A 13,228-nucleotide genomic window follows, 5' to 3' on the forward strand; every position below is an offset into this window, starting at 1 on the left:
TGGGGCGCCGGGTATACCCCTTTTACGCGAGGCATCGCGGAGTGGATCATCAGGCGGGAAATCAGAGCGTCAACCCGGTGATCGGCTTTGGTCTCGTTGGCGTATTCAACGTCAACGGTCCTCCAGCAGTATACTGAAAAGCTCCCCGGATTAGAGCCTTTAATTGGTGTTCGGGGTGGGTTGTCGGGTCCGTAAGTGATGGTTTTGCGGGGGCCGCCCCTTTTATCCGCTTGAACTTAGCCCTTTCGCCCGGCCAAGCCGGGCTTTTTTGTGCCGGTAAAATGTGACAAATCCCGCATGCTATGGCACATTGTCCCTGGCGCACCGGCTGATGAATTGACTGTGAACCGGGCGAAACATGGGGCCTGACGGAGGCGCCCTTAACAGTGACGATCACGGAAAAGAGCGTTGGAGAGAACATGACCACACCCCAACATTTCGGTTCTGGCGACGAGCCGGACCAGAATCGGTTGAACGACCCGGAGGTGGTGCAACACCTCAAGCACTGCCGCGACCTCACTCTGGCGTACGCGGACCGGGTGTTTCCGCAGTTCTGGGGTCAGTGGTGTGCGCGCCTGGAAGATTACGCCGAGCGTGCCCGCTCCAATAAGGACCAGACCGTCCTGTTTGAATTCAAGCGCCTGCTCGAAGCCTCCCAGCACGAAATCGCGGACGACTTCGCTCAGCGGCTGAGCAACGGGTTCGTCAAGTTCAAAAACAGAATGCTCAACACCCTCACGGGGGAGGAGCGCTTCAGTGGCGATATGCTCTCGCTGGTGGAGCACTCCGACCTGGAAGAGACCATCGCGATTACCTCCATTACCCACCGGGCCGACAGCTACTTCTCGGGCCAGCTGTGGGCGCTGCAACAGCGTCTGGCGCTGCTCAACGGTGGAGAAAAGCCCGAGGAGCGCAGCAATCCGGTGAGTCCGGTCCAGTTCTGCGAGGCCCTGCGCAAGGCGCTTCTCAATCTCACCCTGGACAACAAAACCAAGATCATCGGATACAAAACCTTCGATAAAGAGCTTATCGGCTCGCTGGACCAGCTCTACGACGAGATCAACGAGTACTTCATCGAAGAGAACCTGCTTCCGAACCTGAAACATGCCCCGGTCGTGGACGACTCGAGCAGTGGCTCGGCGCAGGTCCCAGAGTCGGGCCGGGAAACTGAGCCGACCGAACCCGGCGCGACTCCCCAGCGACGCGCGACCGACCGGCTGCTGAGCGGCACCGCCACACCCTCGGACTCCCAGTACCAGGCGGGGCTCTATAACGCCATACGATTGCTGCAGGGGCACATTGCCCACCAGCACCCGGGCGCCGTCCAGAGCCCTTCCGGTGCATCGCAGGGAGCCTCGCCCAGCGGGACGGCCACTCATTCCGGAGCGAACAAGGCCTACAGCAGTGACCAATTGGTCGGGGTTCTGCAGAATCTGCAGAGCGAGGCGCTCCAGCTGTCGCAGCAGTCAATGGCGGGCAATGAGGCCGGACTGGTCACCACCCCCCAGTCGATTCAGCAGGTCAGTCAGCAGATGCTGGCCCAGGTGACCGCCGAGAGCGACGAGCCCGGCGAGGTGGACCCCACCGACCTGGACACCATCGATCTGGTGGGGCTGCTGTTCGAATATATGCTCTCGGACGACAACCTGCCGGACTCGGTCAAGGCGCTGTTGAGTTACCTGCACACACCCTTCCTGAAAATGGCGTTTATCGACAAGGACTTTTTCGAGCAGACCGACCACCCCGCGCGCGTATTGCTCAACAGCCTGGCGGAGGCCGGCGCGCGCTGGGTGAGCAACGACGGCACCAGTCAGTACGACATGTACAGCAAGATCAAAACCACGGTCTTCCGTTTGTTGTCCGAATTCAAGAACGATGTGCGCCTTTTCGCCGAAGTTCTTCTGGAATTCAATGCTTATACCCACAACCTGGCGCGCCGGCAGGAGCTGATGGAGCGCCGGGCGCTGGAGAAGGTCCAGGGTGAGGAGAAGCTGCGCGAAGCCAAACAGAGCGTCAACGACGAGGTGCGCAAGCGCACCGATAACCGGGAGCTGCCCTCGGCCGTGCTGCTCCTGCTCTTGCAGCCCTGGTCTGACTATCTTTCGTTTGTGATTCTGCGCTACGGCGACCGCTCTGACAGCTGGCGCCAGTGCGTGAAGGTGATGGATGAGCTGCTCTGGACACTGGAGCCCAAGACCCTGGAGTCCGACAAGGTACGCCAGCGAGAGGTTCAGGAGGGCGTGGTGCGGGCCCTGCAGTCGGGCTTCGATATCATCGGCTACGACCAGGCCAAAGGCCGAAAACTGCTCGAGGCGGTGGCCTCCCTGCAGAAAATGGCCCTTCAGAGTCGGCGTCCCGAGCCTGCGCCGGAGCCCATGCGCACCAAACTCGAGAACATCGCTGCCGAGAAAGCGGGTCAGAGCCGGCACCGCAACGAGCCGGTCACCGAGGAAGAGCAGAAGATTGTCGATAACCTGAAGATGATCGAATTCGGGACCTGGTTTGAATACGAGGGAGGCAAGCGCCTCAAGGTCGCCTGGTACAACAAGCGAACCCTGCACTATATGCTGGTCGACCAGCAGGGGCGCAAAGTGGCGATGAACTCAGGCCTGCAGTTGGCGCGCGACATGATTGCCGGGCGCGCCCGGGTGATTGCGGGCAGTACCAAACCTTTCTTCGAGCGCGCGCTGGAGAACATCTATCAGCAGCTCAATGCCAAAGCCGGCGCTCAGAGCCAGGAGGCAACGAATGAATGATCATCAGCGGCAGCGGGAACGCTATGCCATTGACGATGCCGTGGATGTCTACGATAACCTGAGGGATATCTACCTCGGGCGGCTGGTCAATATTCACCACCAGGGGCTGATGATCATCGGTGACCAGCCTCTGGAAGAAGACAAGCTGTACAAGCTCGACCTGCACCTGCCGCACCCCATCAACGGCCGCAACAGCATCCACCTGGGCGTGGACTGCCTCTGGACCCGCAACGCCGATCACAACGGCAAGCACTGGGCCGGATTCACCATCATCGACGCCTCCCCTCAGGCCACCGAAGACATCGACACCCTGATCCAGAGCCTCGGCCAGCAAACCCAATAACCCCCCAAAAAAAGGGGACGGAGGGATTTTATTTTGATCAATTTGATCAAAATAAAATCCCTCCGTCCCCTTTTTCTCCTTTTTTCCTCGCGTCGATTTCCAATAAAGTACTTTTGACTATAATATGGCGAGCCTTACCCCGAGTCCGGAACGACGGCAGAAACGAAGTAGGTTAACTCTATGAAAAAACTCCTGGTGATAGGTCTGGTGCTGACAGGCTTACTGGGCGCGTTTGCAGCCCAGGCCGAAGACGGCTATGACATGTGGCTGCGCTATCAGCCGCTTGAAGACACTACTGTGGCCAAAGACTACCGCAAGCAACTGCAGACTCTGGTTGCCACGGGGGATTCCATCCTGATTGATTCGGCCGCTGAAGAGCTCCAGCGCGGCGTTCAGGGGCTGCTGGGCAAGCCGCTCAAAAGCAGCGACAAGCTCGCCCGGCGCGGATCCGTGGTGATTGGCACCCCGGAAACCTCCGAGCTGATTGCCGGCCTGGAGTGGGGCGAGCGCCTGGCCCGGCAGGGGCCCGAGGGCTTCGTGCTTGAGACCACCCGCATTGGCCGCCGCCATGTGACCGTCATCGCCTCCGAGGGTGAGCGGGGTGTGCTCTACGGGGCCTTTCATCTGCTGCGCCTGATGCAGACCCAGCAGGCCATTGACGATCTGGCCATCGCCTCGGCGCCCAAGGTCGAGCATCGGGTCGTCAACCACTGGGACAACCTCAACCGCCTGGTCGAGCGCGGCTATGCCGGCCTCTCGCTCTGGGAGTGGGGCAAGCTGCCCGAGTACAATGAGAACCCCCGGTACAAGGACTATGCGCGCATCAATGCCTCTTTGGGCATCAATGGCACCGCCATCAACAATGTCAACGCCGATCCGCGAATCCTGACCGACCAGTTTCTTGAAAAAGTGGCCGCACTCAACGAGGTCTTCCGGGCCTACGGCATCAAGACCTACCTGTCGATCAACTACGACTCACCCCGCGCCTTTGGCGACCTGGAGACCTCCGACCCCCTGGATCCCGAGGTTCAGCAGTGGTGGAAAGACCGGGTGGCCAAGGTCTATGAGCATGTCCCGGATCTGGGCGGCTTTCTGGTCAAAGCCGACTCCGAGGGTCAGCCGGGCCCCCAGGGTTACGGCCGCAATCATGCCGAGGGCGCGAACATCCTGGCCGAGGCGCTTGAGCCCTACGGCGGTGTGGTGTTCTGGCGGGCCTTTGTCTATTCGCCGGAGCAGGGCGATCGCTTCCGCGAAGCCTATGACGAATTCATGCCCCTGGATGGCAAGTTCAAGGACAATGTGATCCTGCAGATCAAAAACGGGCCCATCGACTTTCAGCCGCGCGAGCCCTTCTCGCCGCTGTTCGGTTCGCTGGAGGACACCAATATCATGATGGAGCTGCAGGTCACCCAGGAATACTTCGGTTTCTCCAATCATCTGGCCTATCAGGGCCCGCTGTTTGAAGAAGTGCTCGACGCCGATACCCACGCCAAAGGCGAGGGCAGCACCGTGGGCAAGATCCTCGGCGGTGAGGTGTTCGAGTACGAGCAGACCGGCATGGCCGGGGTGATCAACCCGGGGACCGACCGCAACTGGACCGGCCACCCCTTCGTTCAGTCGAGCTGGTATGCCTTCGGCCGCCTGGCCTGGGATTACGAGCTCAGCTCCGAGGCCATCGCCGAAGAGTGGATGCGGATGACCTTCACCAATGATCGGCGCTTTCTCGACCCCATCGGGGAGGTCATGGCCATGTCCCGTGAGGCGGGCGTCAATTACCGCAGCCCTCTGGGCCTGACCCACCTCTATGCCCAGGGCCACCACTACGGCCCGGCGCCCTGGTATGACGAAGCCGAGCGGATGGACTGGACCGCCTGGTACTATCATCGGGCGGACGAAGAGGGCATCGGCTTTGATCGCACTGAGTCGGGCTCCAACGCCGTGGAGCAATACCAGAAGCCGGTGCGTGAGCGCTTTGCCAATCTGGAGCAGATCGATGAGGACTACCTGCTGTGGTTTCACCACGTGGGCTGGGAGCATGAGATGAACTCCGGTCGCACCCTCTGGGAGGAGCTGGCGCTCAAGTACCACAAAGGCGTCGAACAGGTCCGGCAGATGCAGGCCGAGTGGGAAGACGTCAAAGGCCTGATCGACGAGGAGCGCTACGTGCACGTCAAGGCTCTGCTGGAGGTTCAGTTGCGTGACGCCATCCGCTGGCGCGACTCCTGTCTGGCCTACTTCCAGAGCCTCAACGGCCTGCCGCTGCCCGAAGGCGTGCCGGAGCCTGAGCATAGCCTGGAGCACTACAAAAGACTGGAGCATACTTTCTACATCCCGGATCCCTGGCACCCCAAGTCAGACGATCGCACCCTGGATTACTGATCCCACCCGACCGGTCGCCGATCGGGTGGCCGGAGTGAGCGACGCCAGCGCGCGGGTTTCCCTGAAACCCGCGCGCCTGAGGTATACTGTGCCAATCTCCAACCAGGAAGAGGCAACCGTGGCGCGCACAGCAACCGACTCAGTTCCTCCCGAGAAGCGACCAATCGTCGGCGGCCGTCCGGTATCCGTTCACGTTAAGGATGAGCATCCGGAGTGCTTTCTGGACGACTAGCCTATGACATTCCACCCCGATCTGCCTCTCAGTCAATTCACGGACCTGCTGCTGGATGCGGTCTGTGTGGTGGACCAGGAGGGGCGCTTCGTCTTCATCAGCGCCGCCGGCGAGCGTATTTTTGGATACACTCCCGAAGAGATGATCGGCCGGCCCCCGACAGACTTTGTCCACCCCGATGACCGGGGTAAAACCGAGGAGGCCATTGGTGATCTCATCGGCGGCGAGCCGAAACCCTACTTCGAAAACCGCTACATCCGCAAAGATGGCTCTGTGGTGAACATCATGTGGTCGGCCCGCTGGTCCGATGACTACCAGATCCGGGTGGCTGTCGCCCGGGATATCACCGAAAGTGCGCGCCTGAAGGAGCGCCTGGAGTTCCTGGCCCTGCATGACCCCCTGACGAATCTGCCCAACCGCTCCCTCTTCTTCGACCGGCTGCGAACCGCCCTGGTGAGAGCCCACCGGGAACAGAGTCGCTTTGCGGTACTCTTTCTGGACCTGGATCGGTTCAAAGCGGTCAATGACTCCCTCGGCCATTCCGTTGGTGACCATCTGCTTCGGACGGTGGCGCAGCGTCTGCATCAGAGTGTGCGTCAATCCGACACGTTGGGCCGTTTGGGAGGCGATGAATTCGTGATCCTGATCAACGGCCTCGATCAGCCCGACGACGCGAGGGTCGTGGCCGACAAAGTGGCCGCCGCTCTGTCGGCGCCCTATGAGCTGGAAGGGCACACGGTGATCGTCTCGGCGAGTATCGGTATAGCGGTTTACCCCGAGCATGGCGAGGATGAACTCGAGCTGGTTCGTCATGCGGATCATGACATGTATCAGGCCAAGGGCTATCGGGATCGGACACAATAGCGTCCTGAAGGTCTCTGGGGGGTGGCCATCGCCGGCCCGTAGCATGGCTGGGTCCGCCCTCACCGCCAGGCTGATTGAACAGTGGCGCCCGCCGGAAGCCCAGGGCGACGGCAAAGTTGGCGAGTCGGCGTTGCATTTTTTCCGCATAAGACTATTCTGCAGTGACACCAACGCGATAAGGAGTGCTCAGTGAGCGAGTTATATTCCGAACATCCGGTGATGTTCAAAAACAATCCTCTCGGCTTCATTATCAGCTTGCTGTTGATTCCGGTCTTCGGTCTGGGGCTGTTGATACTGCTGTGGTGGTACCTGCAGTGCAAGGGCTCGAAGCTGACCGTGAAAGAACGCGACCTGATGTATGAAGAGGGACTGCTCAGCAAGAACCGGGCCGAGTTCAGCCTCTCCAGCATACGAACCGTGCGGGTCAAGCAGAGCTTCTTTAATCGTATTTTCGGCGTGGGTGTTATCGAGATCTACACCGCCGGCGACAAGCCGGAAATAGTAGCCTCCGGCATGCCCGACCCCAACCGGGTGCGCGAGCTGATCAAAGAACAGCAGAATCAGGGGTAAGCCCATGGTTGGTGAAGAAGATCAGAAGGACAAGAACGAGTCGCGCAAGATCGCGATCGTCCTGGTATCCCTGGTGGTACTGGTGGGTGTGGCAGCGCTGTTATTGCTGCCGGCGCTCTCCGAGTTTGCGGCCACACACCTTGAACCTGGCCTGGGCCTTAAAACCGCCGCCATCATCTCGTTTTTTGTCACCGTTGTGCTGTTTCTGGTATTCGCCGTGGCGGCGGGGGACGGCGTGCTCGGCGAGTTCTCGTTTATGTTGCTCGGCTTCTTCCTGTTTTTTGTGATCTTCTGGCTGATGATCGCCTGGATTTTCTAGACGGGAAGGAAACAGATAGCCCACGTAAGCCATAAAAAAGCCCCGGGAGAAATGCTTCTCCCGGGGCTTTTTTATGCGGGTTGCGGGACGTTAGAAGTCCAGACGGACACCCGCTTCCACGGTGGGTCCATACTCTTCGTACTGTGAATTGAACTCCGAACTGCCCCAGTAGGCGTACAGCGGCTCATCGTTGATGTTCACCAGGTTCAGGTGGACCTGAACCATGTCGTTGAAACGGTATTTGCTGGAGACATCGATCTGCAGGTGGTTGTCCTGATAGCGGTCGAACGCCGGATCGGAGGCATCGTCCGTCTCCTCAAAGAACTCACTGCGATAAGCGGCCGCGACCCGAACATTGAAACCGTGCTTTTCGTAACCCAGGGCCACATTGAAAATGTGGTCGGACTGGCCGGGCAGAGGGATGCCGCCGTCGCGCTCGGGCACGTCCGCCTCACTGTCGGTGAAGGTGTAGTTGGCATCCAGCAGCAGGCCGTCCCAGGGACCAGGCAGGAAGTCGAACTGACGGATGAAGGCCAGCTCAATGCCGTACAGCTCAGCGTCGCCACCGTTGATGGTCTGAGACACCTCGTCGAAGTCTTCATAGGGTGGCTCGCCGGCGACGTTCGCGCCAAGGAAGTACTCGCTGATGTCCTTGTAAAAGAAGCCGGCCGAGACTGTGCTCACGCCAGTGGGGTAGTACTCCCAGCGCAGATCAAAGTTGGTCGATTCCAGCGGATCCAGATCCGGATTGCCGCGCTCCATTACCCGCTCGATGTCATCGCCAGAGCCTTCAATTTCGATGATCTGCCAGGGGCCGGCCGCTTCAAAGCCGGGACGGGCGATGGTGTTGGTCACCGCTGCGCGCAACGCCATGTTCTCCTGCAGCGCATAGTTCAGGTGCAGGCTGGGCAGTACGTTGGTGTAGCTCTTGCTGCCGAAGAAATCGGACAGCTGGGGTTCGCCGTCGTTGACGTTTTCATCGACACTGACCTGGTTGCCTTCCGCGGTGTACTCGGTGTCTTCTACCCGCACACCGCCGATCACGGTGAGGCGCTCCAGTTCGACATTAGCCATCAGATAGGCCGCGTTGATGTCTTCTTCCAGGAAATAGTCTTCGCCGTTGCTGTCGATCAGGCTGTCTGCTTCATTAAGCTCGAAGTTGTCGCGGTTACCATAAAAGAAGGAGCGATACTCATCGCGATCCACGGCCGGGCCAAAGTCGCCACGGGGCGGATAGTCAGCCGGGGATTTCCGGTCGAAGTCGGCAATGGTGTAGGTGTCGCCAAAGCCTTCGTAGATGCTGATGTCGATGTTGTTTTCTTTCTCGCGCTGGCGGGTCTTGGCCCCGAATTTGATGAAACCGGGGGCATCGCCAAACATCATGTCGTACTGAGCATTAAATGTCAGTGCCAGTTCGCGCTCTTCGTTGAAAACCGATTCGCCTTCGGCCGACTCCAGAACAAAGTCGCTGGCGTTGCTGCCCTGGTCACCGATGACGTAGAGGATGGGTTGCTCGGCATCGCCGGACTTGTCGTAGCCCATGCTGACGTCTTCGGCCAGGCTTTCGCCGGTAATTTCCAGGTCGCCCGCTTCACCGGCGGTGGCATAACCAATATCGTAGTCGAAGGTCCAGTTGTTGACTTCGTTTTTACCACCGAGGCTGTAGCTGTTGATCTCGACAATCTTGTTGCTGTCCGAGTGGGCTTTTTCGTATTCGGCGCCGGAGAACTCACCGCTGTCGGCCGTCAGTGAGTCGATATCACCGTCCTCGAAGATGAAGATGTTCTCGGCTTTTACCTCGGCGTCATCAAATTCGCTGTACAGAGTCCGCAGGTAGTACTCAGAGGTTTCGCTCGGGCGATAGTCAAAATTCAGGGCTACACTGGTGCGTTTTCGGGTCAGGACATAATCGCGCTGTTCGCCTTCGAGCAGGGCGTTGACCTCGCCACCTTCGGGTGTTTCGGTCATTTCCCAGGGGGCGCCCTCAATGCCGTCGGAGACGGTATCGCGGTCAAACTGGCTGACGGCAAAGGCGATACCCAGGTTGTCTTCGCCGCCACCGATGCTGAACAGGTCGGTGTAAGAGGCGGAGATGTCCGGGCTGATCTCTTCGTTGGTGGTGTTGTAGCTACCGCCCAGGGTGACACTGCCGCTGCGGCCACCCAGATCGAATGCGGTCAGACTTTTGACTTCGATGTTGCCGCCGACGGCGTCGCCGTCCATATCCGGTGTAATCGCCTTGGTAATTTCAACGGACTCTACCAGGTCTGAGGAAATGGCATCCAGGTTGACCGCACGTGAGTCGGCTTCGGGTCCCGGAATGCGCATGCCATTAATGGTGGTGGAGTTGAAGTTGGGGTTGATGCCGCGAATGACCACAAAGCGGCCTTCGCCCTGATCGCGCTGTACCGAGATCCCGGGCGCCCGCTGCAGGGCTTCGGCCACGTTCTGGTCGGGAAAGTTACCCACCGAATCGGAAGACAGAACGTCCATGACGGACGGTGCCCGGCGGCGCCGGTTGATAGCGGCGGCCTGGCCGGCGGCCTGGCTGTCAATCAGCAGTCCCTTGAGCTGATTGGCGTTGTTCTGCTCGCTGCCGCCGCCGATACGGATGCTGACACGAGCGGTTTCTCCGGCGACTACGGTCACGGGAACCCGTTCCGGCATGGCGCCACCGTACTCTGACACCAGCTCGTACTCACCCTCCGGTACATTGTTGAAGCGAAAGCTGCCGTCGCGGCCGGTCACTTCGCGCATGCGCTCGCCTTCGATGCGTACTTCCGCATCCGGAAACGAGTAGTCGCCGGTAGCGTCAGTGACTTCACCGCGGATCACCCCGGTACCCTGAGCCTGAATCGTTGCGCATAGCGCAAGAATCCAGAGCCCGAGAGCGCCTGTGATCAGGCGTTTCAGATCGTGCTTTTTCATGGTGTTACCCCCAATAAATTATCAAATACAAAAATACGACCGGGCGGCGTCCTGGCCCCCCGGGCGTGAGTTTTGTCTTCTTCGTTGAGCGGGTCACGCTAGCGGGTCGACATGACATTCAAAGGTCAGAAATGTGAACAGCGGGTGAAGCTTTGATGACGGGACAGCTTGTTTTTTTTATTTCACATGCCTGTCACCGAGGGGTCATAAACGGATGGCATACTTCGTCACCATAAACTTTGATCGCAACGGGACGCCGGCACATTCAGGGATTGTTTGTGTCTCGGCGTCCTTTTGTATTGAAAGCTATTCATCCATTCGGGCGAGATGTCTTATGAAAAAGTCCTCCAACACACAAGCCGTCAATCACCAGCGCCGCCGGTTGCTGCAGAGAAGTCTGGTCGCCTCGGGCGTGCTCGCTGTTGGCCCCGGCCTCTGGGGCTGCAGCACCCAGGGCTCTCCCCGTTCAGCCAAACCGCTGGCGCTGAAAAAGAAAGTCAGCAACATTCCCAATCTGGCGGGCACTCTGCATGAGGTGACGGTCGACAACGATCCCGAAACCAGAATGATGGTGCCGCGCGGCTTTTCCGTACGTGAGGTCGCCCGCACCGGTCAGCGGCCGAGCACCGCGTCGAACTATGTGTGGCATGCGCTCCCCGACGGCGGCGCTACTTTCCCGATGGAAGACGGCGGCTGGGTCTATGTCTCCAATGCAGAAGTCGGTGCCTGGCGACAGGGCGGCGTGGGAGCGTTGCGCTTCAACGCCCGGGGTGACGTGGTCGACAGCTACGCCATCTGTACCGGTACCACCAACAACTGCGCCGGCGGCCCCACGCCCTGGGGTACCTGGCTCACCTGTGAAGAAATTGATGAGGGGCTGGTGTACGAGTGCGACCCCACGGGGCGCGAGCTGGCCGTGCCCGCGCCCCTTCTGGGCGTCTTTAAGCACGAGGCGGCAGCGGTGGATCCGGTGCACCGGCACATCTACCTGACTGAAGACACCGAAGACGGCAACTTCTACCGGTTCGTGCCCGAGCATTACCCGGAGGGCGGCCGTGCGGATCTGAGCAAGGGTCGACTGGAAGTGGCTGTGGTGACCGGTGACGACCCGCTACAAACCCGTGCGGTGCAGTGGAAAACCGTTCCCAACCCGGTGCCGCGCCTGGGCGGCGAAGATCCCGAGCGGCGCGAAGCGCCGACCCGCAAACAAATACCCGAGGCCGAGATTTTTGATGGCGGTGAGGGCTGCTGGTACCACGAGGGCATGGTGTACTTCACCACCAAGGGCGACAACCGGGTCTGGGCCCTGGACACCAACGCCAACACCCTGGATCTGATCTACGACAAGCAGTCCGAACAGGCCTTCAACCCCGGTATTGACGATGTCGACAACCTGACAGTCTCCTCCGGTGGCGATGTGCTGGTGGCCGAAGACGGCAGTGAGATGCGTCTGGTGGTCGTGGGCGTCGACATCAAACCGTTTGAACTGGTCAATGTGATCGGTCAACGGGATTCGGAAATTGCGGGCCCGGCCTTCAGTCCCGATGGCGAGCGTCTGTACTTCAGCTCCCAGAAAGGCTACACCGGCGATCACACCGACGGCCGGATTTATGAAATGCGCGGTCCGTTCTTCGTAGACGCTTGATCGGACTGTGACGGTGGGGGCGGATGGCCCCGATCAAATACACAAGTGAGGTTTGTATGAGTGGTTTCAACATCAGTTCCCTGATGCAGTTGCTCGAATTGGGCGGGGCGGTCGTGGCCATCTTGCTGGTGATGTCCGTGTACGGTCTGGCGATTACCCTGCTGAAACTCTGGCAGTTTCGCTCAATCCGCATGGGCGATCGTCGCTTCGTTGAGCCGGCAATTGACGCCTGGCGCCAGGGCGATACGGCGCGCGCCGCCAAGACATTGGCCGGCAACCCCAATCCCATTGCCCAGGCGATGAACCTGGTGGTCAAAGGCAGTGAGGCGGGTATTCCGGAAGAGAGTCTGCGTGAGGAAGTGGCCCGTACCGCCGCGCGGGATATCAACGTGCTCCGTCGGCACTTCCGCCCCCTGGAGGTGATTGGCAACATCGCACCGCTACTGGGTTTGCTGGGTACGGTGATCGGCATGATTGCCGCCTTTAACCAACTGGAAGCCGCTGGCAGCCAGGTCGATCCCTCGGTGCTCTCTGGTGGTATCTGGGAAGCCCTGTTGACCACCGCGGTGGGCCTGGTGGTGGCCATTCCCGCCGTGGCCATTCTCAACTTTCTCGAGCGCAGCGTCGAGCGGTTGCATGAGGACATGCAGGATGCTCTGAGTCGTGTGTTCACCAGCCGCGCGTTCAACTGCATGGTCAGTCAACCGCGGGCCAAAGAGCCGGGCGAAGTGCGCCAGCCAGCGGCTGACGTCAAAGGAGCGCTCGCCGGTGCACATTGACGTTGCTCCCCGCCGCAAGCGCAGTGTCAGCCTGACACCGCTGATCGATGTGGTCTTCAATCTGCTGCTGTTTTTCATGCTCGCTTCCAGTCTGGCCAAGTGGAGCGGACTGGAGCTGGCCACCGGCAGTGAGGCGGCCAGTGCCAACGACATCCCGGCGGCGGATGTGTATCTGTTGGGTGCCGGTGAACTTCGCTACGAGAGTGAGCGCTATCCGTTGGCCGATCTGGCCGAGCGGCTGAGCACCGATCTGGAGCAGGAGCGTATTTCCTCCGTGATACTGCGCGCGGAAGACGGCGTTCGCCTGCACGAGCTGATCGACAGCTTCGATCAGCTCAGTCATGCGGGGATCGAAGCACTGGCGTTGGGTGAAACCCGGGATGAATGACATAAACCTCTCACTCTCAAGATGT

At 59.8% G+C, this 13,228-nt stretch carries 10 protein-coding genes; 9 read left to right on the forward strand and 1 reads right to left on the reverse strand.

The features are described from left to right. Positions 1–419: 419 nt before the first annotated feature. The 6 genes from AAE484_RS06695 to AAE484_RS06720 all read left to right on the forward strand — a co-directional run bounded on the left by AAE484_RS06695 (position 420) and on the right by AAE484_RS06720 (position 7,463). Positions 420–2,756 (forward strand): DUF1631 domain-containing protein, encoded by a 2,337-nt coding sequence (locus AAE484_RS06695; RefSeq protein ID WP_341937583.1) that lies wholly within the window; start codon positions 420–422, stop codon positions 2,754–2,756. Beyond that, positions 2,749–3,099: a PilZ domain-containing protein gene (locus tag AAE484_RS06700; RefSeq protein ID WP_341937584.1), complete on the forward strand. Its 351-nt coding sequence runs from the start codon at positions 2,749–2,751 to the stop codon at positions 3,097–3,099. Before AAE484_RS06695 ends, AAE484_RS06700 begins: the two co-directional genes overlap by 8 nt. Before the next feature lie 180 nt (positions 3,100–3,279). Further along, positions 3,280–5,478 carry an alpha-glucuronidase family glycosyl hydrolase gene (locus AAE484_RS06705; protein WP_341937585.1) on the forward strand — a complete coding sequence of 733 codons (2,199 nt, stop codon included), beginning with the start codon at positions 3,280–3,282 and terminating at the stop codon, positions 5,476–5,478. A gap of 235 nt (positions 5,479–5,713) precedes the next feature. Beyond that, complete coding sequence (locus AAE484_RS06710; RefSeq protein WP_341937586.1) at positions 5,714–6,574, forward strand: diguanylate cyclase domain-containing protein; 861 nt, start codon at positions 5,714–5,716, stop codon at positions 6,572–6,574. 189 nt (positions 6,575–6,763) lie between these two features. Then, the gene (locus tag AAE484_RS06715) at positions 6,764–7,144 is read left to right on the forward strand and encodes a PH domain-containing protein (RefSeq protein WP_341937587.1); all 381 of its coding nucleotides are present in this window, start codon (positions 6,764–6,766) and stop codon (positions 7,142–7,144) included. Positions 7,145–7,148: 4 nt separating this feature from the next. Continuing rightward, positions 7,149–7,463, forward strand: coding sequence for a hypothetical protein (locus tag AAE484_RS06720; RefSeq protein ID WP_341937588.1), 315 nt, complete (start codon positions 7,149–7,151; stop codon positions 7,461–7,463). Between the two features lie 90 nt (positions 7,464–7,553). Here AAE484_RS06720 and AAE484_RS06725 read toward each other — a convergent pair whose 3' ends face one another. Then, positions 7,554–10,391, reverse strand: a complete 2,838-nt coding sequence (locus AAE484_RS06725; RefSeq protein ID WP_341937589.1) for a TonB-dependent receptor — start codon at positions 10,389–10,391, stop codon at positions 7,554–7,556. Positions 10,392–10,725: 334 nt separating this feature from the next. On the opposite strand from AAE484_RS06725, the gene AAE484_RS06730 reads away from it, so the two are divergent. Genes AAE484_RS06730 through AAE484_RS06740 form a run of 3 tightly spaced genes read left to right on the forward strand, consistent with a single transcriptional unit; the run spans position 10,726 to position 13,203 of the window. After that, a complete protein-coding gene (locus tag AAE484_RS06730; protein ID WP_341937590.1) occupies positions 10,726–12,036 on the forward strand; it encodes an alkaline phosphatase PhoX in 1,311 nt (436 codons plus the stop codon). A gap of 56 nt (positions 12,037–12,092) precedes the next feature. After that, a complete protein-coding gene (locus AAE484_RS06735; RefSeq protein ID WP_341937591.1) occupies positions 12,093–12,815 on the forward strand; it encodes a MotA/TolQ/ExbB proton channel family protein in 723 nt (240 codons plus the stop codon). Continuing rightward, positions 12,805–13,203, forward strand: coding sequence for an ExbD/TolR family protein (locus tag AAE484_RS06740; RefSeq protein WP_341937592.1), 399 nt, complete (start codon positions 12,805–12,807; stop codon positions 13,201–13,203). The genes AAE484_RS06735 and AAE484_RS06740 overlap by 11 nt, the downstream gene beginning before the upstream one ends. The last annotated feature ends 25 nt before the right edge of the window (positions 13,204–13,228 follow it).

Source organism: Marinimicrobium sp. C2-29 (assembly GCF_038419845.1).
GTDB lineage: Bacteria > Pseudomonadota > Gammaproteobacteria > Pseudomonadales > Cellvibrionaceae > Marinimicrobium.